Annotated in this window: 23 protein-coding genes; 17 read left to right on the forward strand and 6 right to left on the reverse strand. The window is 60.4% G+C overall.

All coding sequences use genetic code 11. The features are described from left to right. The first annotated feature begins 14 nt into the window (after positions 1-14). From dgoD to AB4N47_RS04350, 3 genes are all read left to right on the forward strand, one after another. Complete coding sequence (gene dgoD, locus AB4N47_RS04340) at positions 15-1,163, forward strand: galactonate dehydratase (RefSeq protein WP_016770960.1); 1,149 nt, start codon at positions 15-17, stop codon at positions 1,161-1,163. Positions 1,164-1,340: 177 nt separating this feature from the next. Beyond that, positions 1,341-2,651, forward strand: a complete 1,311-nt coding sequence (locus AB4N47_RS04345; protein ID WP_460154423.1) for an MFS transporter — start codon at positions 1,341-1,343, stop codon at positions 2,649-2,651. A 61-nt stretch (positions 2,652-2,712) separates the two neighbouring features. Beyond that, positions 2,713-3,516 (forward strand): IclR family transcriptional regulator, encoded by an 804-nt coding sequence (locus AB4N47_RS04350; protein WP_130911919.1) that lies wholly within the window; start codon positions 2,713-2,715, stop codon positions 3,514-3,516. 9 nt (positions 3,517-3,525) lie between these two features. Here AB4N47_RS04350 and AB4N47_RS04355 read toward each other — a convergent pair whose 3' ends face one another. After that, positions 3,526-4,578, reverse strand: a complete 1,053-nt coding sequence (locus AB4N47_RS04355; RefSeq protein WP_341639323.1) for an NAD(P)-dependent alcohol dehydrogenase — start codon at positions 4,576-4,578, stop codon at positions 3,526-3,528. A gap of 190 nt (positions 4,579-4,768) precedes the next feature. Between AB4N47_RS04355 and AB4N47_RS04360 the strand changes: the two genes are divergently transcribed. Beyond that, positions 4,769-5,659 carry an AraC family transcriptional regulator gene (locus AB4N47_RS04360; protein ID WP_016770956.1) on the forward strand — a complete coding sequence of 297 codons (891 nt, stop codon included), beginning with the start codon at positions 4,769-4,771 and terminating at the stop codon, positions 5,657-5,659. Between the two features lie 183 nt (positions 5,660-5,842). Here AB4N47_RS04360 and AB4N47_RS04365 read toward each other — a convergent pair whose 3' ends face one another. Then, a complete protein-coding gene (locus AB4N47_RS04365) occupies positions 5,843-7,507 on the reverse strand; it encodes an electron transfer flavoprotein-ubiquinone oxidoreductase (RefSeq protein WP_039760105.1) in 1,665 nt (554 codons plus the stop codon). A 550-nt stretch (positions 7,508-8,057) separates the two neighbouring features. On the opposite strand from AB4N47_RS04365, the gene AB4N47_RS04370 reads away from it, so the two are divergent. The 10 genes from AB4N47_RS04370 (at position 8,058) to AB4N47_RS04415 (ending at position 17,488) form a co-directional block, all read left to right on the forward strand. After that, on the forward strand, positions 8,058-8,807 hold the full coding sequence (locus tag AB4N47_RS04370; protein WP_007908338.1) for an electron transfer flavoprotein subunit beta/FixA family protein: 750 nt from the start codon (positions 8,058-8,060) through the stop codon (positions 8,805-8,807). A 2-nt stretch (positions 8,808-8,809) separates the two neighbouring features. Next, positions 8,810-9,739 carry an electron transfer flavoprotein subunit alpha/FixB family protein gene (locus AB4N47_RS04375; RefSeq protein WP_341639324.1) on the forward strand — a complete coding sequence of 310 codons (930 nt, stop codon included), beginning with the start codon at positions 8,810-8,812 and terminating at the stop codon, positions 9,737-9,739. A gap of 81 nt (positions 9,740-9,820) precedes the next feature. Beyond that, the gene (locus AB4N47_RS04380; RefSeq protein ID WP_341639325.1) at positions 9,821-10,642 is read left to right on the forward strand and encodes a substrate-binding periplasmic protein; all 822 of its coding nucleotides are present in this window, start codon (positions 9,821-9,823) and stop codon (positions 10,640-10,642) included. A gap of 9 nt (positions 10,643-10,651) precedes the next feature. Beyond that, positions 10,652-11,014: a DUF4398 domain-containing protein gene (locus tag AB4N47_RS04385; protein WP_172667940.1), complete on the forward strand. Its 363-nt coding sequence runs from the start codon at positions 10,652-10,654 to the stop codon at positions 11,012-11,014. Next, the gene (locus tag AB4N47_RS04390; protein WP_341639326.1) at positions 11,011-11,823 is read left to right on the forward strand and encodes an OmpA family protein; all 813 of its coding nucleotides are present in this window, start codon (positions 11,011-11,013) and stop codon (positions 11,821-11,823) included. The genes AB4N47_RS04385 and AB4N47_RS04390 overlap by 4 nt, the downstream gene beginning before the upstream one ends. Positions 11,824-12,024: 201 nt before the next feature. Further along, the gene (locus tag AB4N47_RS04395) at positions 12,025-13,464 is read left to right on the forward strand and encodes an aminotransferase-like domain-containing protein (protein WP_024013893.1); all 1,440 of its coding nucleotides are present in this window, start codon (positions 12,025-12,027) and stop codon (positions 13,462-13,464) included. 78 nt (positions 13,465-13,542) lie between these two features. Then, positions 13,543-14,016, forward strand: coding sequence for a translation initiation factor 2 (locus AB4N47_RS04400; RefSeq protein WP_341639327.1), 474 nt, complete (start codon positions 13,543-13,545; stop codon positions 14,014-14,016). Positions 14,017-14,179: 163 nt separating this feature from the next. After that, positions 14,180-14,434: a YkgJ family cysteine cluster protein gene (locus AB4N47_RS04405; protein ID WP_016770949.1), complete on the forward strand. Its 255-nt coding sequence runs from the start codon at positions 14,180-14,182 to the stop codon at positions 14,432-14,434. A gap of 40 nt (positions 14,435-14,474) precedes the next feature. Further along, on the forward strand, positions 14,475-15,080 hold the full coding sequence (locus AB4N47_RS04410) for an START domain-containing protein (RefSeq protein ID WP_016770733.1): 606 nt from the start codon (positions 14,475-14,477) through the stop codon (positions 15,078-15,080). 314 nt (positions 15,081-15,394) lie between these two features. Beyond that, entirely contained in the window at positions 15,395-17,488 is a 2,094-nt protein-coding gene (locus AB4N47_RS04415) for an LTA synthase family protein (RefSeq protein WP_341639328.1), read from the forward strand. 72 nt (positions 17,489-17,560) lie between these two features. Here the strand turns inward: AB4N47_RS04415 and AB4N47_RS04420 are convergent, their stop codons facing one another. Beyond that, positions 17,561-17,713: a DUF3309 family protein gene (locus AB4N47_RS04420; protein ID WP_003183939.1), complete on the reverse strand. Its 153-nt coding sequence runs from the start codon at positions 17,711-17,713 to the stop codon at positions 17,561-17,563. A 330-nt stretch (positions 17,714-18,043) separates the two neighbouring features. On the opposite strand from AB4N47_RS04420, the gene AB4N47_RS04425 reads away from it, so the two are divergent. The 3 genes from AB4N47_RS04425 to csrA all read left to right on the forward strand — a co-directional run bounded on the left by AB4N47_RS04425 (position 18,044) and on the right by csrA (position 19,574). Continuing rightward, complete coding sequence (locus AB4N47_RS04425; RefSeq protein WP_122880400.1) at positions 18,044-18,859, forward strand: SDR family oxidoreductase; 816 nt, start codon at positions 18,044-18,046, stop codon at positions 18,857-18,859. A 63-nt stretch (positions 18,860-18,922) separates the two neighbouring features. Further along, positions 18,923-19,255, forward strand: coding sequence for a YnfA family protein (locus tag AB4N47_RS04430; RefSeq protein WP_016770946.1), 333 nt, complete (start codon positions 18,923-18,925; stop codon positions 19,253-19,255). A 133-nt stretch (positions 19,256-19,388) separates the two neighbouring features. Continuing rightward, positions 19,389-19,574: a carbon storage regulator CsrA gene (gene csrA, locus AB4N47_RS04435; RefSeq protein ID WP_024013891.1), complete on the forward strand. Its 186-nt coding sequence runs from the start codon at positions 19,389-19,391 to the stop codon at positions 19,572-19,574. 5 nt (positions 19,575-19,579) lie between these two features. Here csrA and AB4N47_RS04440 read toward each other — a convergent pair whose 3' ends face one another. The 3 genes from AB4N47_RS04440 to ngg all read right to left on the reverse strand — a co-directional run bounded on the left by AB4N47_RS04440 (position 19,580) and on the right by ngg (position 23,081). Beyond that, entirely contained in the window at positions 19,580-19,807 is a 228-nt protein-coding gene (locus AB4N47_RS04440; protein WP_003172962.1) for a YheU family protein, read from the reverse strand. A gap of 167 nt (positions 19,808-19,974) precedes the next feature. Further along, on the reverse strand, positions 19,975-21,171 hold the full coding sequence (locus tag AB4N47_RS04445; RefSeq protein ID WP_341639329.1) for an osmoprotectant NAGGN system M42 family peptidase: 1,197 nt from the start codon (positions 21,169-21,171) through the stop codon (positions 19,975-19,977). Between the two features lie 161 nt (positions 21,172-21,332). Continuing rightward, complete coding sequence (gene ngg / locus AB4N47_RS04450; RefSeq protein ID WP_341639330.1) at positions 21,333-23,081, reverse strand: N-acetylglutaminylglutamine synthetase; 1,749 nt, start codon at positions 23,079-23,081, stop codon at positions 21,333-21,335. Positions 23,082-23,083 lie beyond the last annotated feature (2 nt).

Genomic DNA, 23,083 nt, shown 5'->3' on the forward strand with positions numbered 1-23,083 from the left:
AAAAGAGAGCAGAGATGAAAATCACCAAACTCACGACCTTCATCGTTCCGCCGCGCTGGTGCTTCCTCAAGGTCGAAACCGACGAGGGCGTGACCGGTTGGGGCGAGCCTGTTGTCGAAGGGCGCGCGCATACCGTAGCGGCTGCGGTGGAAGAATTGTCCGACTACCTGATCGGCAAAGACCCGCGCAATATCGAAGACATCTGGACCGTGCTCTATCGCGGCGGCTTCTACCGTGGCGGCGCGATTCACATGAGCGCGCTGGCCGGTATCGATCAGGCGTTGTGGGACATCAAGGGCAAGGCCCTCGGTGTGTCGGTCAGCGATCTGCTCGGTGGCCAGGTGCGCGACAAGATTCGTGTCTATTCGTGGATCGGCGGCGACCGTCCGGCCGACACCGCGCGTGCGGCGAAAGAAGCGGTGAGCCGTGGTTTCACGGCGGTGAAAATGAACGGCACCGAAGAACTGCAGTTCCTCGACACCTTCGAGAAGGTCGACCTCGCCTTGGCCAACGTCGCCGCCGTGCGTGATGCGGTCGGGCCGAACGTCGGTATCGGCGTCGACTTCCACGGCCGCGTGCACAAGCCGATGGCCAAGGTGCTGATGAAGGAGCTCGACCCGTACAAACTGATGTTCATCGAAGAACCGGTGCTCAGCGAAAACTACGAAGCATTGAAAGAACTGGCGCCGCTGACCAGCACGCCGATTGCCCTCGGCGAGCGGCTGTTCTCGCGCTGGGACTTTAAACGGGTGTTGAGCGAAGGCTACGTCGACATTATCCAGCCGGATGCCTCCCACGCCGGCGGCATCACCGAAACCCGCAAGATCGCCAACATGGCCGAAGCCTACGACGTCGCGCTGGCGCTGCATTGCCCGCTAGGCCCGATCGCCCTGGCGGCCTGTTTACAACTGGACGCGGCTTGTTACAACGCCTTCATCCAGGAGCAGAGCCTGGGCATCCATTACAACGAGAGCAACGACTTGCTCGACTATGTGAAGGATCCGCGCGTCTTCGACTACGACCAAGGCTTCGTCAAGATCCCGAACGGCCCGGGGCTGGGCATCGAGATCAACGAGGAATACGTGATCGAACGCGCCGCCGTCGGCCACCGCTGGCGCAACCCGATCTGGCGTCATGCCGATGGCAGCTTTGCCGAGTGGTGATCTCCTGATTCAGCACTGATCCCTGTGGGAGCGAGCCTGCTCGCGAATGCAATGTCACATCCGCCATCCACGTGACTGACCCGACGCTTTCGCGAGCAGGCTCGCTCCCACAGTTTGATCTCCAGGGAGAGGAGATCTGCGTCATGACCTCAACAAACATAAAAAGAGGCATCTCTCATGCAAACGCATACCCTCTCCGGGCAGGCGTCTTTAGTCACGCCTAGCCGCAAGCGATTTTTCATCATGGTGTTGCTGTTCATCACCGTGGTCATCAACTACCTCGACCGCAGCAACCTGTCGATTGCCGCGCCGGCGCTGACCAGTGAGCTGGGCATCGATCCGGTTCACGTCGGTCTGATCTTCTCCGCCTTCGGCTGGACTTACGCTGCCATGCAGATCCCCGGCGGCTGGCTGGTCGATCGCGTGCCGCCGCGCATCCTTTACAGCGTCGCGCTGCTGCTGTGGTCGGTGGCCACGGTGATGCTCGGGTTCGTCAGCAGCTTCATCGCCCTGTTCGTGCTGCGCATGGCCGTCGGTGCGCTGGAGGCGCCGGCCTATCCGATCAACAGCCGCGTGGTCACCACCTGGTTTCCTGAGCGCGAGCGCGCCACGGCGATCGGTTTCTACACCTCCGGACAGTTTGTCGGTCTGGCTTTCCTGACCCCGGTGCTGGCGTGGCTGCAACATGCATTCGGCTGGCACATGGTGTTCGTCGCCACCGGCGCGGTGGGCATTCTCTGGGCGCTGATCTGGTACGCGGTGTATCGCGAGCCGCGCGATTTCAAAGGCACCAATCAGGCGGAAATCGACCTGATCCGCGAAGGCGGCGGGCTGGTGGATATCCAGGCCGAGACGGCCAAGGCCAAGGCCAGATTCAGCTGGACCGATCTGGGCATCGTCCTCAGCAAACGCAAGTTGTGGGGCATCTACCTTGGCCAGTTCTGCCTGAACTCGACGCTGTGGTTCTTCCTCACCTGGTTTCCGACCTATCTGGTGAAATATCGCGGCATGGACTTCATCAAGTCCGGTCTGCTCGCATCGCTGCCGTTTCTTGCCGCGTTCGTCGGTGTGTTGTGCTCGGGATTCTTTTCCGACTTCCTGATCCGTCGCGGCTACACCGTGGGCTTCGCACGCAAGTTGCCGATCATTGGCGGGCTGTTGATTTCGACCTCGATCATCGGCGCCAACTTTGTCGAGTCGACGCCGCTGGTGATTGCCTTCCTCGCGCTGGCATTTTTCGGCAACGGGCTGGCGTCGATCACTTGGTCATTGGTGTCGACACTGGCACCGGCGCGGTTGCTCGGTCTGACCGGTGGCGTGTTCAACTTCATCGGCAACCTCTCGGCGATTGCTACGCCGATCGTGATCGGCTTCCTCGCCAGCGGCGATTCGTTCGCGCCGGCGATCACCTACATCGCCGTGCTCGCGCTGGTCGGTGCCTTGTCCTACGTGCTGCTGGTGGGCAAGGTCGAGCGTATCGAGTTGTAGTGCTCAGTCTCGGGCGACCATAATGCCGCCCGTTCCTTCGCTCAACGGTAAAAGGCTGGATATGCAGGAAGACGCCCCGGAAAAAACCAAGGACGCCACGCCCACTGGCACCCAGACCCTGCTGCGCGGCCTCGGTGTGGTGCAGGCGGTGGCCAGTGGCGCGCGCGATCTCAAGGAGATTGCCCGGCTGATCGGCACCACGCGCAGCACCACTCATCGCCTGGCCAGTTGCCTGGTCGACGAGCGTTATCTGCGCGTGGTGCCGCAAATCGGTTATCTGCTCGGGCCGAAACTGATCGAACTGGGCTTTCAGGCCCGCGAAGAGTTGCCACTGGTGACCCTGGCCGGGCCGTATCTGGACGAGCTCTCGGCACTGACCGGCGACACGGTACATTTAGGGATCAGGGAAGGCGACGAAGTGCTGTACCTGCTGAAGAATCCAGGACGCAACGGCCCGGAAATGCGCTCGCGGGTCGGCCATCGCATGCCGCTGGTGCGCACCGGGATCGGCAAGGCGTTGATGCTCGATGATTCGCCGCAGGACTGGCGGCGGCTGTACGACATCAGCCTGCCGGCGGGTGGCAAAAGCCAGTTCTGGCCGCAGCATCCCCAGCAGTCGTGGGAACAGCTTGAGCAGCGCATGGGCGAATACGTTGCCGGTGGCTACGCGTTCGATCTGGAAGACAACGAACCGTCGATCCGCTGCGTGGCGGCGCCGATTCGCGATGCGAGCAAGGGCATTGTCGCGGCGATCAGTATCGCCAGCACCGTGCCGTACATGCCGCTGGAAAAAATGGCCGAGTTGATCCCCCTGCTCAAAGGGGTCACAACCCGGCTGTCGGCGGAGCTTGGCTTGAAGGTTTAGCCGTGAGGGTTAGGCCTTCAGCGTCGCCATGTCGATGACGAAGCGGTACTTCACATCACCGGCAATCATCCGCGCGTAGGCTTCGTTGATCTGGCGGATATCGAGCATTTCGATGTCGCAGGTGATGTTGTGTTCGGCGCAGAAATCCAGCACTTCCTGGGTTTCGGCGATACCACCGATCAAGGAGCCGGCCAGCACGCGGCGGCTCATCACCAGTTTGCCGGCGTGAACGGGCGGGTTCACCGGCTCGATCAGGCCGACCAGAATGTGCACACCGTCGAAACGCAGCGTGTCGAGGTACGGGTTCAAATCGTGTTGCACCGGAATGGTGTCGAGCAGGAAGTCGAAGTAGCCGGCCGCGGCCTTCATCTGCTCGGCATCGGTGGAGACGATGACGTGATCGGCGCCCTGACGGCGACCTTCTTCAGCCTTGCTCGCCGAGCGGGTGAACAGCGTGACTTCCGCGCCCATCGCCTTGGCGAACTTGATGCCCATGTGGCCGAGGCCGCCCATGCCGAGAATCCCGACCTTGTCACCGGCCTTGACGCCGTAATGCTTGAGCGGCGAGTAAGTGGTGATACCGGCACAGAGAATCGGTGCGGCGCTGGCCAGAGCCAGTTTCTCGGGGATGCGCACAACGAAGTGTTCGCTGACCACGATGCTGTCGGAGTAACCGCCCATGGTGTTGCTGCCATCGACCCGGTCCGGGGTGGCGTAGGTCATGGTCGGGCCTTCGAGGCAATATTGCTCGAGGTTCGCCTGGCAGGCGTCGCAGCTGCGGCAGGAGTCGACCATGCAGCCGACGCCAACCAGATCGCCTACCTTGTGACGGGTGACATTCGCACCGACAGCGGTGACTTTTCCGACAATCTCATGGCCGGGCATCAGCGGATAAACGGCGATGCCCCATTCGTTGCGTGCCTGATGGATGTCGGAATGGCAGACGCCGCAGTAGAGAATTTCGATCGCCACGTCGTCGGCGCGCGGGCTGCGGCGTTCGAATTTCATCGGGGCGAGGGGAGTGGTGGCCGATTGGGCGGCATAGCCGATGGCGGTGTACATGGGTGACCTCGCAAAAACAGTGACAAGTGAGGCGGTGAATTCTGGCCGCCAGAGGCGGGGGCGGCCATGACGATTTCTCCGGGTCTCATGCCTAATCCTCCGGCATGCGGGTTTCGGCGATCGCATTGGCCAGCGGATCTGCGATGATGTTTTCATCCCTTTTTCCGTGAATTTTACGAAGACCTATTCGATGCAGTTGACCCGTCATCTTGATGCCAATGCCCGGCTGGTTTCGTTGATCGAACCGCTGGCGCTGCGCGATGGCTACAGCCAGACCGGCCTGCCCGGTGTGCAGATTTTGCGCGCCAGTTGCGACGTCGCCCGTGGCCCGCATATTTACGAGCCGAGCCTGATGATCATCGCCCAGGGCAGCAAACTGGCGTTCCTCGGCCCACGAACCATGGAATATGGCGCCGGGCATTACCTGATCCAGGCGCTGCCGGTGCCGTTCGAATGCGAAACCTTTGCCTTGCCCGACGCGCCATTGCTTGGTGTGTCGGTGGCGATCGATCGTGTCCTGCTCGGCGAACTGGTGCTGGCCATGGGGCTGGCGCCGGGTCGGCATATTCCGGCGCAGACGCCGGAGTCGATGACCTCGGTGGTGCTCGACGATGGCATGCGCGGTTGTGTCGAACGGCTGCTCAGCTGTCTGCACGATCCGCTGGAATGCCAGATTCTCGGCCCGGCACGGGTTCGCGAGTTATTGTTCGTCGCGCTGCGCGGGCCGCAAGCGGATGTGTTGCGGGCGTTGGTCGAGCAACAAGGGCAATTCGCCCGGGTGGCGGCATCGATCAGCCATCTGCATGCACATTACACCGAACCGCTGAATGTCGAGACATTGGCCGGTTGCGCGAACATGAGCGTGTCGACCTTTCATGAGCATTTCAAACGCAGCACGCTGTTGTCGCCGGTGCAGTATCTCAAGCGTTTACGTTTGTTGAAGGCGCAGACGCTGCTGGTGGCGGAGGGGCTGGGCGTGGCGCAGGTGGCGCATCGGGTGGGGTATCAGAGCACGTCGCAATTCAGTCGCGAATACAAGCGCTACTTCGAACGCAGTCCGGGGGATGAGCGCGCTGCCTGATCCGACGATATCCCCTGTGGGAGCGAGCCTGCTCGCGAAGTCGGTGCATCAGTCGACATCATCTTCATATGACACACCGCTTTCGCGAGCAGGCTCGCTCCCACAGTTGTTTTGTGGTGTCAGAGGAATTTTGGGCAACAAAAAGGCCCCCATGTCGGGAGCCTTGTTGTTCAGCGTTTCGACTTACATGTTCGGGTAAGTCGGGCCGCCGGCACCTTCCGGTGCGACCCAGGTGATGTTCTGCGCAGGGTCCTTGATGTCACAGGTCTTGCAGTGCACGCAGTTCTGGGCGTTGATCTGGAAGCGCTTCTCGCCATCTTCCTTGGTGATCACTTCGTATACGCCGGCCGGGCAGTAGCGCTGCGCCGGTTCGTCGTACAGCGGCAGGTTTTTGCTGATCGGGATGCTCGGATCGGTCAGCTTCAAGTGGCACGGCTGCTCTTCTTCGTGGTTGGTGCCGGAGATGAACACCGAGCTGAGTTTGTCGAAACTCAGTTTGCCGTCAGGTTTCGGGTAGTCGATCTTCTTGCAGTCGGCCGCGAGCTTGAGGCAGGCGTAATCCGGCTTGGTGTCGCGCAGGGTGAACGGCAGTTTGCCGCCGAAGATGTTCTGGTCCAGCCAGTTGAAACCACCGCCGATGATTGCGCCGTACTTGTGAATCGCCGCGCCGAAATTACGGCTGGCGAACAGTTCTTCGTGCAGCCAGCTGTTCTTGAACGCGTCGACGTAAGTGGTCAGTTCGACGGTGCAGTCCTGCTCGGCGAACAGCGCATCTGCTACCGATTCAGCCGCGAGCATGCCGGACTTCATCGCGGTGTGGCTGCCTTTGATCTTGGCGAAGTTCAGGGTGCCGAGGTCGCAACCGATCAGCGCGCCGCCCTTGAAGACCATTTTCGGCAGCGAGTTCAGGCCGCCCTTGGCGATGGCGCGGGCGCCGTAGCTGACGCGCTTGCCGCCTTCCAGATATTGCTTGAGCACCGGGTGATGCTTGAGGCGCTGGAACTCATCGAACGGCGACAGGTAAGTGTTGCTGTAGGACAGGTCGACGATCAGACCGACTACCACCTGATTGTTTTCCAGGTGATAGAGGAACGAGCCGCCGGTGTTCTCGGTGCCCATGATGTCCAGCGGCCAGCCGGCGGTGTGCACCACCAGGCCTGGCTGATGCTTGGCCGGGTCGATTTCCCAGATTTCTTTCAGACCGATGCCGTAGTGCTGAACGTCGGCATCGCTGTCGAGGTTGTAGCGCTTGATCAGTTGCTTGCCGATGTGGCCACGGCAGCCTTCGGCGAACAGCGTGTATTTGCCACGCAGTTCCATGCCCGGGGTGTACAGGCCTTCTTTCGGATGGCCTTCACGGTCGACGCCCAGATCACCGGTGATGATCCCGCGCACCACACCGTTTTCATCGATCAGCGCTTCCTGAGCGGCGAAGCCCGGGTAGATTTCCACACCGAGGTTTTCCGCCTGCTGAGCCAGCCAGCGGCACAGGTTGCCCAGGGAGATGATGTAGTTGCCTTCGTTGTGCATGGTCTTGGGCACAAAGAAGTCAGGAATCTTCTGCGCGCTGTCAGCGTTTTTCAGCACGAAAATGTCATCGCGTGTGACGGGCGTGTTCAGCGGCGCGCCGAGCTCTTTCCAGTCCGGGAACAGTTCGTTCAGGGCGCGGGGTTCGAATACCGCACCGGAGAGGATATGCGCGCCGACTTCGGAGCCTTTTTCGACCACGCAGACGCTGATTTCCTTACCGGCGTCAGCGGCCTTCTGCTTCAAGCGGCAGGCGGCGGACAGACCAGCGGGGCCGGCACCGACGATGACGACGTCGAATTCCATGTATTCGCGTTCCACAGGCTATCTCCTACTCAAGGCTCAACAGTTTTTTTTCTAATATGGAGGTTTGATCTCGCATCCGTATTGCCTTTACGTTAACGTCAAAGGGAATATTGGCGAATCCACCTTTCTCTCTAGGCGGCGCATTATATCTACACCACTCCGAGCGTCCAATACAAACGTTTGTTTGAATCGCCTCCAGCCCTGATAAATCAAAGAAGCGCGGCTTATGACAGGGCATTTTGGCGTATTGACCAGAATGGGCGTTCCGGTCAAGATACGGGCGGTTTTGCGCTCGCCGTAGGCAGACTGGCGGTTTCAAGAGCACCTCTAAAGACAGGGCACAGGCAGTAGACGGTGATGCGCAGCGCAAGTCCGGCGCGCAGTTTACACAGCGTGAGAATGAATGACCCGATAGTCACCCCTGACGAACGGTCACCTCCCTTCGCGAAGTGAATCACCTCACATTTAAGCCGGCGTTTTTAGAGGTGCCCTTGTCGCCCGATGAGCATCATCCGCCAGGTTCGCCTAGGCGACTTTCTTTTCACCGGAGAGTAACGAGGAATCCATGAAGGTTCTTGTAGCTGTCAAACGCGTTGTGGATTACAACGTCAAGGTTCGCGTCAAGGCGGACAATTCCGGCGTCGACCTCGCCAACGTCAAGATGTCGATGAACCCATTCTGCGAAATCGCCGTGGAAGAAGCCGTACGCCTGAAAGAGAAGGGCGTTGCGACTGAAATCGTCGTCGTCTCCATCGGCCCGACCACCGCTCAGGAGCAGTTGCGTACCGCGCTGGCTCTGGGTGCCGATCGCGCCATCCTCGTCGAATCCGCTGAAGACCTGACCTCGCTGGCCGTGGCCAAGCTGCTCAAGGCCGTCGTCGACAAGGAACAGCCGCAACTGGTGATCCTTGGCAAACAGGCGATCGACAGCGACAACAACCAGACCGGTCAGATGCTCGCGGCACTGAGCGGCTACGGTCAGGGCACCTTCGCTTCGAAAGTCGAAGTCTCCGGCGACAGCGTTGCCGTGACCCGCGAGATCGATGGCGGCGCGCAGACCGTTTCGCTGAAACTGCCGGCCATCGTCACCACCGACCTGCGTTTGAACGAGCCGCGCTACGCGTCCCTGCCAAACATCATGAAAGCCAAGAAGAAGCCTCTCGAAGTGCTGACTCCGGACGCTTTGGGCGTTTCCACCGCCTCCACCAACAAGACCCTGAAAGTCGAAGCGCCGGCTGCACGCAGCGCGGGTATCAAGGTCAAGTCGGTGGCTGAACTGGTCGAGAAACTGAAAAACGAAGCGAAGGTAATCTAATCATGACTATCTTGGTAATCGCTGAACACGACAACAAAGTGCTGGCCCCGGCCACGCTGAACACCGTGGCCGCTGCTGCCAAAATCGGCGGCGACATCCACGTTCTGGTGGCAGGTCAGGGCGCAGGCCCGGTGGCTGAAGCCGCGGCGAAAATCGCTGGCGTGAGCAAAGTCCTCAACGCTGACAACGCCGCGTACGCGCATCAGTTGCCGGAAAACATCGCGCCGCTGGTAGCCGAGCTGGGCGCTGGTTATAGCCACATCCTCGCTGCCGCCACTTCCAACGGCAAAAACATCCTGCCGCGCGTTGCTGCTGCGCTGGACGTTGACCAGATCTCCGAGATCATCTCGGTTGAAAGCGCTGACACCTTCAAGCGCCCGATCTACGCCGGTAACGCCATCGCTACCGTGCAATCGACCGCCGCGATCAAAGTGATCACCGTGCGTGCCACCGGTTTCGATCCGGTTGCTGCTGAAGGTGGGTCGGCTGCCGTTGAAACCGTTGGCGCTGCCCACGACGCCGGTACTTCGAGCTTCGTCAGCGAAGAGCTGGCCAAGTCCGATCGTCCTGAGCTGACCGCTGCCAAGATCGTCGTTTCCGGCGGTCGCGGCATGCAGAACGGTGACAACTTCAAACACCTGTACGCGCTGGCCGACAAGCTCGGCGCGGCTGTTGGCGCTTCGCGCGCTGCGGTCGACGCAGGTTTCGTACCGAACGACATGCAGGTCGGTCAGACCGGCAAGATCGTTGCGCCACAGCTGTACATCGCCGTCGGCATCTCCGGCGCGATCCAGCATCTGGCCGGCATGAAAGACTCCAAGGTGATCGTTGCGATCAACAAGGACGAAGAAGCGCCGATCTTCCAGGTGGCCGATTACGGTCTTGTGGCGGATCTGTTCGAAGCAGTACCTGAGCTGGAGAAGCTGGTCTAATCCGGCGGCTTCACTTATAAAGAGCCCGGCCTGTTGGTCGGGCTTTTTTTTGTCTTGGATTTGACTGGGGAGCGTTTTGCCATGGATCTGCGCTGCGGATGGTTGTTGGGATTGGTGCTGTTGCCAGGTTTGGCCATGGCCGCGGGCAAGTGCGAGCGCCTGGTCGTCACCGGCAGCCCTGACGCGCCGCCGTACCTGTGGCAGGACCCGCAAAACCCCAAGCGCTTGATCGGTGCCAGTGCCGATCTGTTGCAGCAAGTGGCCAAGGATCTGGGCATCAAAGTCGACCTGCTCTACGCCGGCAAACGCTCGCAGGCGCTTGATGAAGTGCGCAGCGGACGCATGGACATGCTGGCCGATGCGCCGCTGACGGTAAATGAGCTGGAAAACCTCGACTATATCCATCCGCCACTGCTGGAAAACGACTATCTGGTGTGGACGCGCAAAGGCTCGACGCTGACCTATGCCGAGGCCAGCGACCTGAAAGGCCATGTCGGCGCGTTGTCGGAAAAGTCTCGGATGACCCAGGCATTCGGCACTTTCGCCGAACAGAATCTGACCCTGACCCGCACAGTAAACCTTACCCAGGCACTACAGAAACTGCTGTTGGGCGAAGTGGAATATGTCCTCGCCGGGCGCTACTCAGGCCTTGCCGCCGCGCAGACATTGGGCATGACCAGCGATCTGCTGGCGTTCGAGCAACCCATCGATCGTCCGGGGCTGTTCCTCGCGGTTTCGCATAACTCGGCCTGCAACGATCCGTGGTTGCGCGGACAGCTCGCCAAAAAGATGACAGAATTGCCCGCGTCCGGACTGACGGAAGCCGCGCTGCAACGCAACATCGAGCGCTGGAAGGCGCAACAGCAACAGCCGCCACAACCTGTCAGTGCCCCAAAACAGTAGGGATTCTTAGTGAGTATTCGACCTCTTTTCGCGGCTGTGGCCGTTCTGGCCCTGGCCGGGTGCGCAACCGATCCGGCACCCAGTGAACAAATGCGTTTGACCGAACAAGCCATCGTGCAGGCCAAGGCAGTCGGCGCCACCGCTGACGAAGTGCCGGAAATGCAACTGGCCGAAACCAAGTACAACCGCGCCAAAGGCAACATGGCGGACGAGTCCTATCGCAACGCGCGCATGCGTGCCGAGCAGGCCGAACTGGATGCGCGTCTGGCTGAAGCCAAGGTGCTGACGAAAAAAAGCGAAGAGCAGCTGAATGTGCTCAATACCCGCATTGTCCGCCTGCGCAAGCAGCTGCAACTGGGGGAAGCGCAATGAGCCTCAAGTCCAACGCTCTCGGCATTCTGCTTGTTGCCGGTTGCGCCAGCCTGTACGGCTGCGCCGGCCAGCACAGCGAGGCGGCGCTACAACAGGCCGGCGCTGATTTCCAGAAGGTCAAGGAAGATTCCAACGTGCTGCGCATCGCGCCGAAGGACGTGATCCGCGCCGGCGAGTCCCTGGCCCGCGCCGATCGGCTGTCGACCTATTGGGGCAGCGGTGCCGACGTGGTGCATTACGCCTACCTGAGCCAGCGCTACAGCGAAATCGCCCGTGAGCACACCAATCAGGCGCTCAACGAGGAGCACGCCGCCAAGCTCGAGCTTGAGCGGCAACGCCTGCAACTGGCCCTGCGCGAATCGAAACTGCTCAGCGTGCAGCAACAAGGCAAGTGGCTGGAGGAACAGATCGTCGCGCTGGCCACCACTCAGACCGATCGGGGTCTGGTGATGACCCTCGGCGACGTGTTGTTCGACACCGGCCAGGCGGAACTGAAAAACTCGGCCAACCGCGTCGTACTGAAGATCGTCCAGTTCCTGCAACTGAATCCCAAGCGCGTTGTGCGCATCGAGGGTTACACCGACAGCACCGGTGGCAGACAGGAAAACCTCAAACTGTCTCGCGATCGTGCGCAATCGGTGGCTGACGTGCTGGTCGATCTGGGTATCGATGAAAAACGTATCCAGGTTGAAGGTTACGGTGATCAGTTCCCGGTCGACGCCAATGCCTCCGAGCGTGGACGGGCGCAGAACCGCCGCGTAGAAATCGTGTTCTCTGATGAAAAAGGCCAGCTCGGCGCCGCCCGCTAAGGGCTGCGTCTCTGGAAAGCCCGGACTGTCATGCAGTGCCGGGCTTTTTTGTGTCTGTCGATTGCCGCGCAAAACCGTACAGATGGGGCAGACACCGCACTGTACGGTCGAGTAATCTGGCAACTGTCCCAGTACACTTCTAAACTGTTCCGGTATTGTTTCAGACAAGAATAAAACGCCCGTGAAATCGAGTGCTGCGTCATGACCAATCTCTTGCTCTACCAACGTATTGCTCAGCAACTGGCCGAAGACATCCGCCGTGGTGTTTATCAACCGGGGGAGCGCGTGCCTTCGGTGCGCAAGATGAGTTCGCAGCTCAACGTCAGCCATGCGACGGTGTTGCAGGCTTACGCCAACCTTGAGGATCAGGGCCTGATCCGCGCCCGGCCACAGTCGGGTTACTACGTACACCAGACCCCGGCGCTGACCGCGCCGACGCCGGACATTGCCCGGGTCGAACGGCCGGGGCTGGTGACGCGCAGCAGCATCATTCAACAGGTATTGGTCGAATCCCGCCGCGAAGGCGTGTTTCCGCTGGGCGCTGCGGTGCCGAGTGTCGATTATCTGCCGGTGCGCGCGCTGCATCAGCAATTGGCCAAGGTCACCCGCTTCCACAGCCCTCGGGCGTTCAGCTACATGTTCAGCCCCGGCTTCGAACCGCTGCGCCGGCAAGTGGCGATCCGCATGCGTGACGCTGGCGTGGTGGTCGATCCATCGGAAGTGGTGATCACCCACGGCTGTGTCGACGCCTTGCAGATGTCGTTGCGCGTGCTGACGCGGCCGGGCGATCTGATTGCTGCCGAATCGCCGACCTATTACGGCCTGCTGCAACTGGCCGATCTGCTCGGCCTGAAAGTCATCGAAATCCCCAGCGACCCCGCCACCGGCATGAGTCTGGAAGCCTTGCAACTGGCCGCCAACCAATGGTCGATCAAGGCGCTGGTGCTGACTACGCGCCTGAGCAATCCCCTTGGCGGCACCATGCCGGAAGAGCGGCAGAAACAGTTGCTGCGCCTGGCCTCGGATTTCGACATTCAGATTGTCGAAGACGATATCTACGGCGAACTGATGTTCGAACAGGGCCGCACCAAAGCGCTGAAAGCCTACGACCGCCTGGATCGGGTGATCTACTGCTCAAGCTTCTCCAAAACCTTGTCACCGGGTGTGCGCATCGGCTGGATGATCGCCGGCAAATACCAACAGGAAATCCAGCGCCTGCAAACCTTCAGTACCCATTCGGCGTGCAGCGTCACGCAGATGGCGATTGCCGCGTATCTGGAAAACGGCGGTTATGACCGGCATTTACGCTACATCCGTCAGGAGTACCGGAAAAACCTCAGCGCGTTCCAGCTGGCGGTGCAGCAGCACTTCCCCGAGGGCACGCAAATGTCCCGGCCCACGGGCGGTTTCATCCTCTGGGTGAGCTTGCCGGGGCGGGTCAACACTCAGGAATTGCATGTCCGCGCGCTGCAACAAGGCATCAGCATCGCGCCGGGGCTGATCTTCAGTAATACCGAGCAGTTCAACCACTGTATCCGCCTTAACTGCGGCATTCCGTGGAACCGCGAAGCGGAGCGGGCGCTGATGACGCTGGGTCTGTTGGCCACCCAGCTGTGTCAGGAAACCGCTGGCGGATTCTGAACGGGGAGGGCGGTGAGGCTTGTCATGTGACGCACAACAGGCGAGCATGTGGCCCTCTGCCGTTAGTTCGTTGGGTCCATGAAAGCCATTGTTCCTGCCGCGTGGGTACTGCTGGGTTTGCTGATGATCGGCCAGGCGCCGGGTGTCCTGGCGGCCGCAGCCCAGGAAAAACCGGCAGCGACCAATACCACGAACAAAGCCACCAAAACCGCGGCTCCGGCAAAAAAAGCCCAGGCGAAAAAAAACGCCACGGTGAAGAAGCGCCGCCCGGTTGCTTCGAAATCGAAACCCGCCAGCGAAGTGGCCAAGACCAAATTGCCGCCGGCAAAACTCGATCTCAGCCTGCCCAAAGATATGGTTGAAGAGTTGAAGCCACAGGGCACCGTTGAGCTGCCCAAACGCGAGGCCATCCTGCCGCAGATGTTTGGCGAGAAAGATAACGGCTTCCAGCTCAACGGCCGTTTGCTCAGCAACGAAATGCAGTTGCAACTGCGCAACGAAGCGCGACGCGATGTGGAAGGTGCGGCGCTGGATTTCGAATTCAAGCAATAGATGCTGCCCTCTGCAACGCGCAGAGCAGACGCTTCGTCGGAGACTGCCCGGTCACTTTTACTTATCGTTGAAAACCCGCTCGTAGCAATTTGAAACAGTCGTTTTAGCGGTTACTCTGTTTCCCGTCTCTTTACACATCGCCCGTCGCGAGGATCTGTTCGTCATGAAATGCCGTGAAGGCTGTGGCGCTTGCTGCATTGCCCCCTCCATCAGTTCGCCGATCCCCGGCATGCCCGATGGCAAGCCCGCCGGCGAACGTTGCGTGCAACTGTCGGTCGATAACCTGTGCAGCATTTTCGGCCGTCCGGAACGTCCGGCTGTGTGCTCGGGCTTCGCTGCGGATGTCGAGGTGTGCGGCAGCAGTTCGGAAGAAGCGATCAGATTGATCGGCTGGTGGGAGCAGATGACGGCGGCGTGATGTGTTCACCAACGGAACTTCAACAATAAGGAATAAGACTATGGGTTCGCTGCACCGTATCGCTGTGTTGTGTGGTCTGACTGCCGTACTTGCCACTTCGGTCGCTCAGGCGGAAGACTGGAAAGTGGCCAAGAACGAAGACGGCATCAAGGTTTCCCTGAGCGAAATACCCGGTTCGGACTACAAGTCCTACCAAGGCGTCGCGCTGATGAAAACCACCGTCGCCAAACTGCGCGCCTTGCAGGAAGACGTCTCCGGCGCCTGCGCGTGGATTCACGAATGCAAGAGCCAGAAACTGCTCAAGCACGAAGGCGATCTGAGCTGGACCTATTCGCAATTCAACACGCCGTGGCCGGTGACCCCGCGTGATTCGGTGCTGAAGATCACCACCGTTGAGGGCGCCGATGGCAGCCTGACCCGTAATCTTGAAGGCGTACCGACCTATCTCCCGGAAGAAAAAGGCTTCGTGCGGGTCCAGCAAGTCAAAGGCTTCTGGAAGTTCGTGCCTAAAGGCGATCAGGTTGAAGTGACTTATCAGGTGCACACCGAGCCGGGCGGTAGCGTACCGGCCATGGTCGCCAACAAGTTCGTGGTCGATGCGCCATTCAATACCCTGAAAGCGCTGAAAGAACGCGCCGAGAAATAATCAATTCGCTGTAAGCAAAACGCCCCGACCGGTTCGGGGCGTTTTGTTTTGTCTCTAAATTGTATTTCCAGATATGCGTTGCACGAAATTTTCACAAAGTCTCCAAGACAATTCGCCCGCACTTGTTACCTGCCATAGCGCTGCCAGCCCTTTGAATGAAAGTCTTGAAGAGCAGGACAGTAATCAATGGCAATGGTGTGAACGATCGTGCAACATTTGCGCACCGCGCACGCCCCGGGGTCTGGACTGACCAATAGAGGGCCTGGCGCCGCTGTATTTTTGCAACTTCAACTTCCAATGGGTCCTAAAACGACATGGCAAACCCGGACGCCCTGAATCAGCAGCGATCTTCTGCTCGCCTGCTGCAACCGACCGTCAAATCGCATCTGGCCTACACGCTGCTGTGCGCACTGGTCATGATGGTCATGTTTTCCGCGCTGCGCCTCGCGCTGCTGGTCTACAACCGCGAGATGATCCTCGACACCCCGGCCGCGACCTTCCTCGAAGCGTTCGTCAACGGTCTGCGTTTCGACCTGCGCCTGGTGGTCTATCTGTGCATTCCGCTGGTGCTGGCACTTTTCAGTGCCCGGGCCATGGCCGCGCGCGGTTTCTTCCGTCTGTGGCTGACCGTCGCGTCGAGCATCGCGCTGTTCCTCGGCCTGATGGAAATGGACTTCTACCGCGAGTTTCACCAGCGCCTCAATGGTCTGGTGTTCCAGTACGTGAAGGAAGACCCGAAAACCGTAATGAGCATGCTCTGGTACGGTTTCCCGGTGGTTCGCTACGTGCTGGCGTGGGTGATCGGTACGGTCATTCTGACCCTGGCGTTCAAAGGCGCCGACCGCGCCACCCGCCCGCGCGGACCGTTCAGCGGCGGCAGCGTCAGCTCCCGTCAGGTTGCGCCGTGGTACACCCGCCTGGCGGTGTTCGTGGTTTGCCTGCTGATCTGCGTCGTCGCCGCTCGCGGCACCCTGCGTCAGGGCCCGCCGATGCGCTGGGGTGACGTCTACACCACCGATTCCAACTTCGCCAACCAGCTCGGCCTCAACGGCACGCTGTCGCTGGTCGCCGCAGCCAAGGCGCGCATGGGCGAAGACCGCGACAACATCTGGAAAGCCACGCTGCCGCAGGAGCAGGCGCAGCAAGTGGTGCGCGACATGCTGCTGATGCCGGACGACAAACTGGCCGATGCCGACATCGCCGCTGTTCGCCGCGACTACATGCCGCCGGCCGACAAGACCCTGCCGATCAAGAACGTCGTGGTGATCCTGATGGAAAGCATGGCCGGTCACTCGGTCGGTGCTTTGGGCGCGCCGGGCAATATCACCCCGTACCTGGACAAGCTGTCGAAGGAAGGTCTGCTGTTCGACCGTTTCTTCTCCAACGGCACCCACACCCATCAGGGCATGTTCGCGACCATGGCCTGCTTCCCCAACCTGCCAGGTTTCGAATACCTGATGCAGACCCCGGAAGGCAGCCACAAACTGTCCGGCCTGCCGCAGTTGCTCAGCGCCCGCGACTATGACGATGTCTATGTCTACAACGGTGATTTCGCCTGGGATAACCAGTCGGGCTTCTTCAGCAACCAGGGCATGACCAACTTCGTTGGCCGCAACGACTTCGTCAATCCGGTGTTCTCCGATCCGACCTGGGGCGTGTCCGACCAGGACATGTTCGATCGTGGCCTGCAGGAATTGAAGGCGCGGGAAAACGGCAAGCCGTTTTACGCATTGCTGCAAACCCTGTCCAACCACACGCCGTACGCCTTGCCCACGCCATTGCCGGTCGAGCGCGTGACTGACCGTGGCAGCCTCAACGAACACCTGACCGCCATGCGCTACTCCGATTGGGCACTCGGCCAGTTCTTCGAAAAGGCGCGCAAAGAGAAGTACTTCAACGAAACCCTGTTCGTCATCGTCGGCGACCACGGCTTCGGCAACGAGCGCCAGATCACCGAAATGGACCTGGGCCGCTTCAACGTGCCGATGCTGATGATCGCCCCGGGCATTCAGCAGAAGTTCGGAACCCGCGACCACACCGTGGGTACGCAGATCGACATCGTGCCGACCATCATGGGCCGTCTCGGTGGCGAAGTGCGTCACCAGTGCTGGGGTCGTGATCTGCTCAACCTGCCGCAGGGCGACACCGGTTTCGGTGTGATCAAGCCATCTGGCAGCGAGCAGACCACCGCCATCGTCACCGCCGATGAGATTCTGGTGCTGCCGCGTGACAAGGACATGGGCCCGAAAATCTGGAAATATCAACTTGGCGCCAACCCGCACGCCGAAGTTGTACCGGACGCGCCGCGCACTGCCGAACTCAAACTCAAACTTGAGGCGTTCCTGCAAACCGCGACCAAGAGCCTGCTCGATAATACCGCCGGTGTCATTCACGGCAAGCCGGACTGATCACTCCTTAAAGTCCACGCAATAAAAAAGAGGCCCTTGAACAAGGGCCTCTTTTTTTACAGCTTCAAATCGTCATATCTTGCCGAGTAACAACAGCACCAGCAGCACGACCAACACCACGCCGATAATGCCCGACGGGCCATAACCCCAACTTCTGGAGTGCGGGAAGACCGGCAGACCACCGATCAGCAACAGGATCAGGATGATGATTAGAATTGTGCCCATGGGTGATTTCCTTGTTCAGAGTCTGGAAGAGTCTTGATGCTCAGTGGGCAGCTGGAGAGCAACTAAATTCCAGCCGGCTTACATGTTCCGACTTGCGCCGGTGAAAAATAATTCAATGTTTTTTTAATGTATTTGGATTGCTCGGTTATTTCCTTTAAAGCAGAAAAGCAATAGATCGCAGCCTTCGGCAGCTCCTACAGGAGACCATCCCGAAAACGATGACGGCTGGAATCTTTTGATCCTCCATTCAGCAATTGGATGGAGCGTGGGCGGCAGTCGAACCTTCGCTACACTCGGCGCATCTCTCCCGGAACAACAAGGCTGTCCGCTATGCAAAATCGCATGATGATCACTGGTGCAGGCTCAGGCCTGGGTCGCGAAATCGCCCTGCGCTGGGCCCGTGAAGGCTGGCGGCTGGCCTTGTCCGATGTCAGTGAACCCGGCCTGCAGGAAACCCTGAAACTGGTGCGCGAGGCGGGCGGTGACGGCTTCATTCAGCGCTGTGACGTGCGCGATTACAGCCAGCTCACCGCCTTCGCCCAGGCCTGCGAAGAGAAGCTCGGCGGCATCGACATCATCGTCAACAATGCCGGCGTCGCATCGGGCGGATTCTTCAGCGAACTGTCCCTGGAAGACTGGGACTGGCAGATCGCGATCAACCTGATGGGCGTGGTCAAAGGCTGCAAGGCGTTCCTGCCGCTGCTGGAACAGAGCAAGGGCAAGATCATCAACATCGCCTCCATGGCCGCACTGATGCAAGGCCCGGCGATGAGCAACTACAACGTGGCCAAGGCCGGCGTAGTGGCGTTGTCGGAGAGTCTGCTGATCGAACTGGCGCAGCAGGAAGTGGCGGTGCATGTGGTTTGCCCGTCGTTCTTCCAGACCAACTTGCTCGATTCTTTCCGTGGCCCGACCCCGGCCATGAAAGCCCAAGTCGGCAAGTTGCTGGAAAGTTCGCCGATCAGTGCCGCCGACATCGCTGACTACATCTATCAGCAAGTCGCCGCCGGTGAGTTCATGATCCTGCCCCACGAACAAGGGCGCATGGCCTGGGCGATCAAGCAAAAGAATCCGCAACTGCTCTACAACGAGATGACTTCCATGGCCGAGAAAATGCGCGCCAAGGCCAAACAAAACAACGCTTGATCTTGTTCGATGCCCGCCGCGTCGTTAGGGTGGCCGCCATGGTCACCCTGTCGAGACGCCTCCATGCTCAATTACTTGTGGTTCTTCCTTGCAGCGCTGTTTGAAATCGCCGGCTGTTTTGCCTTCTACATGTGGCTGCGCCAGGGCAAGAGTGCGTTGTGGGTGATTCCCGCGTTGCTCAGCCTGACCCTGTTCGCGCTGTTGCTGACCCGTGTTGAAGCGGCCTACGCCGGGCGCGCCTATGCCGCGTATGGCGGGATCTACATCGTTGCTTCGATTGGCTGGCTGGCGGTGGTCGAGCGGGTGCGTCCGCTGGGCTCGGACTGGATCGGCATGGCGCTGTGCGTGGTCGGTGCCAGCATCATTCTGTTCGGGCCGCGCTTTTCCGCCGCCTGAGGCTTTTGTGCGAAGCGTCTGACAGCTGTGGGCGTGGGCAGCTGTAGGGCAAGACTGATTTGCTCGTCGTGGATTGTGAAGACGCTGTAAGCCGCGCATCTTCAGGGTTTGCCAGTCCTGAAGGATGAATCCCATGCTTGTACTCAGCCGTGTGGTCGGTGAGTTGATTTCAATCGGAGACGACATCACCCTGCGTGTTCTGTCGGTCAACGGCTCCAGCGTGCGCTTCGGCGTCGAGGCGCCGAAAAAGGTCCATGTACACCGCGCCGAGGTCTATGACCGGATCAAGCGCAAGGAGGCCGCGGCGAAGGCTGGCTGACGGTTTCAGTCGAACAGATGCTTGGGTACGTCGTGCTTGAGCATCAGCTGGCACTGTTCGCTTTCCGGGTCGAACACGATCAAAGCCTGGCCTTTGGTCAACGCCTGGCGCACGCGCAGGACGCGGGTTTCCAGCGGGGTGTCATCGCCGTTGTCGGTACCGTCGCGGGTGACGAAATCCTCGATCAGGCGGGTGAGGGTGTCGACTTCAAGCGCGTCGTGGGGAATGAGCATGGGCACCTCGGTCAAATCAATGTCGGGATGCTACGGGGATTGGGTTCTGCCTGCCAGTTCTGTATCGGTCTTGCCGGCCCATTCGCGAGCAGGCTCGCTCCCACATTTGAATGCGATCCCCTGTGGGAGCGAGCCTGCTCGCGAAGGCGGTTATCTGTTCCGAAGGCTCAACTGTCAGAACGCTGCCCAACCAGACTGTCCACCGGCGGCACGCGGGTTTCGCTTTCCATCTGCGTGTCATGCTCGATCTGATGGCTGAAGCGATCCAGTGAAGCATTGGCCGGCGCCGCATCGCTGGCGAAGACCGGCGGGCTCAGAATGTACGCGCCGAGCAAGCGACTGAGCGCCGCCAGGCTGTCGATGTGCGTGCGTTCGTAGCCGTGGGTGGCATCGCAGCCGAAGGCGAGCAGGGCGGTGCGAATGTCGTGGCCGGCGGTGACCGCCGAGTGCGCATCGCTGAAGTAATAGCGGAACATGTCACGGCGCACCGGCAATTCGTGTTCATCGGCCAGACGCAACAGATGCCGCGACAGGTGATAGTCATACGGCCCGCCCGAATCCTGCATCGCCACGCTCACCGCGTGTTCGCTGGAATGCTGGCCGGGGGCGACCGGTGCGATGTCGATGCCGACAAACTCGCTGACGTCCCACGGCAATGCCGCCGCTGCACCGCTTCCGGTCTCTTCGGTGATGGTGAACAGCGGATGGCAATCGATGTTCAGTTCCTGGCCGCTGTCGACAATCGCCTTGAGCGCGGCGAGCAGCGCTGCGACGCCGGCCTTGTCGTCGAGGTGGCGCGCGCTGATATGCCCGCTTTCGGTGAACTCCGGCAGCGGATCGAAGGCCACCACGTCGCCGACATGTATGCCCAGCGATTCGCAATCGGCTTTGGTCGTGCAGTAGGCGTCCAGACGCAGTTCGACGTGGTCCCAACTGATCGGCATTTCATCGACCTGGGTATTGAACGCATGCCCGGACGCCATCAGCGGCAGCACGCTGCCGCGAATCACGCCGGTGTCGGTGAACAGGCTGACCCGGCTGCCCTCGGCAAAGCGGCTCGACCAGCAACCGACCGGGGCGAGGGTCAGGCGACCGTTGTCTTTCACCGCACGCACAGCAGCGCCGATGGTGTCCAGGTGCGCCGACACCGCGCGGTCAGGGCTGCTCTTTTTGCCCTTCAAGGTCGCGCGGATGGTCCCGCGCCGGGTCATTTCAAACGGAATGCCCAGCTCTTCGAGACGCTCGGCGACGTAGCGCACGATGGTGTCGGTGAACCCGGTAGGGCTGGGAATGGCGAGCATTTCCAGCAGGACTTTTTGCAGGTAAGCCAGATCCGGTTCAGGGATTTGTGTGGTGATGGTCATGGAAACTCCTGATGGGTTGAGCACACCGATGGTTTCGATGAGAGAAAGATTTGTGGCGCCTGATGCAACCCTTTCGCGAGCAAGCTCGCTCCCACATTTGGAATGCATTCCCCTGTGGGAGCGAGCTTGCTCGCGAAGGCGTCAGTGGAGGCGCTGCATAATCAAGAGACAGCCGGCTGACTATGCGGAAACAACAGATCGACAAAGCGTTCCGCCGTCGGCTGCGGTTCATGGTTGGCCAGGCCGGCGCGCTCATTGGCTTCGATGAACACGTACTCGGGCTGATCCGCCGCCGGCACCATCAGATCGAGCCCGACCATTGGAATGTCCAAGGCCCGCGCCGCGCGCACGGCCGCGTCGACCAGGGTCGGATGAAGAATGTCGGTCACGTCTTCCAGCGTCCCGCCGGTGTGCAGGTTGGCCGTGCGCCGCACGAACAGATGCTCGCCGGCCGGCAGGATGCTGCTGTAGTCGTAACCGGCCGCATGCAGCGTGCGTTGGGTTTCGTGGTCCAGCGGAATCTTGCTTTCGCCACTGGTGGCGGCTTGCCGGCGGCGGCTTTGCGCTTCGATCAGCGCACCGATCGAATGCTGACCATCGCCGACCACTTCGGCGGGCTTGCGAATCGCCGCCGCCACCACTTCAAAGCCGATCACCACGATGCGCAGATCAAGGCCTTCGTGGAAGCTTTCCAGCAGCACGCGACTGTCGAACTGCTTGGCGGTTTCGATAGCCTTCTGCACTTCTTCGATGGTGCGCAGATCCACCGCGACGCCGTGGCCCTGTTCGCCATCGAGAGGCTTGACCACCACCCGTTGGTGCTCATCGAGGAAGGCCAGGTTGTCGTCGGCATTGCCCGCCAGTTGCTGCGCTGGCAGTTTCAGACCTGCGCCTTTCAGCACCTTGTGGGTCAGACTTTTGTCCTGGCACAGGGTCATGCTGATCGCACTGGTCAGATCGCTCAGCGACTCGCGGCAGCGCACGCGACGGCCGCCATGGCTAAGGGTGAACAGCCCGGCGTCGGCGTCATCGACTTGCACGTCGATGCCGCGTCGATGCGCCTCTTCGACGATGATCCGCGCGTAAGGATTGAAATTCGCCTCCGGGCCCGGGCCGAGAAACAGCGGCTGGTTGATGCCGTTCTTGCGCTTGATGGCGAAGGTCGGCAGGTTGCGGAAACCCAGTTTGGCGTAAAGGTTTTTCGCCTGACGATTGTCGTGCAGCACCGACAGATCCAGATAAGCCAGGCCGCGACTCATGAAGTGCTCGACCAAATGTCGCACCAGCACTTCGCCGACGCCGGGGCGCGAGCAATGCGGGTCGACCGCCAGGCACCAGAGGCTGCTGCCGTGTTCCGGATCGTTAAAGGCTTTTTGATGATTGAGGCCCATGACACTGCCGATCACCGCGCCGCTGTCTTCGTCTTCCGCCAGCCAGTACACCGGGCCGCCCTGATGATGTGGGGTGAGCAGCTCCTGATCGATCGGCAACATGCCGCGCGCCTGGTACAAACGGTTGATGCCCTGCCAGTCGGTTTCGCTTTGCGCACGGCGAATGCGGAAGCCGCGAAACACCCGCGTGGCCTGCCGGTAATCGCTGAACCACAAACGCAGGGTGTCGGATGGATCGAGAAACAGCTGCGTCGGCTCGAGGCCGAGAATCTGCTGCGGTGCGGCAACATACAGGGCGATGTCGCGCTCGCCGGGTTGCTCGTTGAGCAGCTCCTGCGCCAGCGACGCCGGGTCGGGAAAGGTGTGGCCGATCAGCAGCCGGCCCCAACCGCAATGCACGGCAATCGGGGCGCTGGCAAGCTCGCTGCCGTCTTCGGCCAGGCGCGCCTGCAAACGTTCATACGAGGGGGCCTGACCACGCAACAGGCGTTGGTTGATGGACGTGGCATGGGGTTTCATCA

Source organism: Pseudomonas sp. S3_G06, assembly GCF_054667565.1.

Coding starts and splice junctions, on each gene's coding strand:
- dgoD (WP_016770960.1), top strand. CDS start 15: ATGAAAATCACCAAACTCACGACCTTCATCGTTCCGCCGCGCTGGTGC.
- AB4N47_RS04345 (WP_460154423.1), top strand. CDS start 1,341: ATGCAAACGCATACCCTCTCCGGGCAGGCGTCTTTAGTCACGCCTAGC.
- AB4N47_RS04350 (WP_130911919.1), top strand. CDS start 2,713: ATGCAGGAAGACGCCCCGGAAAAAACCAAGGACGCCACGCCCACTGGC.
- AB4N47_RS04355 (WP_341639323.1), bottom strand. CDS start 4,578: ATGTACACCGCCATCGGCTATGCCGCCCAATCGGCCACCACTCCCCTC.
- AB4N47_RS04360 (WP_016770956.1), top strand. CDS start 4,769: ATGCAGTTGACCCGTCATCTTGATGCCAATGCCCGGCTGGTTTCGTTG.
- AB4N47_RS04370 (WP_007908338.1), top strand. CDS start 8,058: ATGAAGGTTCTTGTAGCTGTCAAACGCGTTGTGGATTACAACGTCAAG.
- AB4N47_RS04375 (WP_341639324.1), top strand. CDS start 8,810: ATGACTATCTTGGTAATCGCTGAACACGACAACAAAGTGCTGGCCCCG.
- AB4N47_RS04380 (WP_341639325.1), top strand. CDS start 9,821: ATGGATCTGCGCTGCGGATGGTTGTTGGGATTGGTGCTGTTGCCAGGT.
- AB4N47_RS04390 (WP_341639326.1), top strand. CDS start 11,011: ATGAGCCTCAAGTCCAACGCTCTCGGCATTCTGCTTGTTGCCGGTTGC.
- AB4N47_RS04395 (WP_024013893.1), top strand. CDS start 12,025: ATGACCAATCTCTTGCTCTACCAACGTATTGCTCAGCAACTGGCCGAA.
- AB4N47_RS04400 (WP_341639327.1), top strand. CDS start 13,543: ATGAAAGCCATTGTTCCTGCCGCGTGGGTACTGCTGGGTTTGCTGATG.
- AB4N47_RS04405 (WP_016770949.1), top strand. CDS start 14,180: ATGAAATGCCGTGAAGGCTGTGGCGCTTGCTGCATTGCCCCCTCCATC.
- AB4N47_RS04410 (WP_016770733.1), top strand. CDS start 14,475: ATGGGTTCGCTGCACCGTATCGCTGTGTTGTGTGGTCTGACTGCCGTA.
- AB4N47_RS04415 (WP_341639328.1), top strand. CDS start 15,395: ATGGCAAACCCGGACGCCCTGAATCAGCAGCGATCTTCTGCTCGCCTG.
- AB4N47_RS04420 (WP_003183939.1), bottom strand. CDS start 17,713: ATGGGCACAATTCTAATCATCATCCTGATCCTGTTGCTGATCGGTGGT.
- AB4N47_RS04425 (WP_122880400.1), top strand. CDS start 18,044: ATGCAAAATCGCATGATGATCACTGGTGCAGGCTCAGGCCTGGGTCGC.
- AB4N47_RS04430 (WP_016770946.1), top strand. CDS start 18,923: ATGCTCAATTACTTGTGGTTCTTCCTTGCAGCGCTGTTTGAAATCGCC.
- csrA (WP_024013891.1), top strand. CDS start 19,389: ATGCTTGTACTCAGCCGTGTGGTCGGTGAGTTGATTTCAATCGGAGAC.
- AB4N47_RS04440 (WP_003172962.1), bottom strand. CDS start 19,807: ATGCTCATTCCCCACGACGCGCTTGAAGTCGACACCCTCACCCGCCTG.
- AB4N47_RS04445 (WP_341639329.1), bottom strand. CDS start 21,171: ATGACCATCACCACACAAATCCCTGAACCGGATCTGGCTTACCTGCAA.
- ngg (WP_341639330.1), bottom strand. CDS start 23,081: ATGAAACCCCATGCCACGTCCATCAACCAACGCCTGTTGCGTGGTCAG.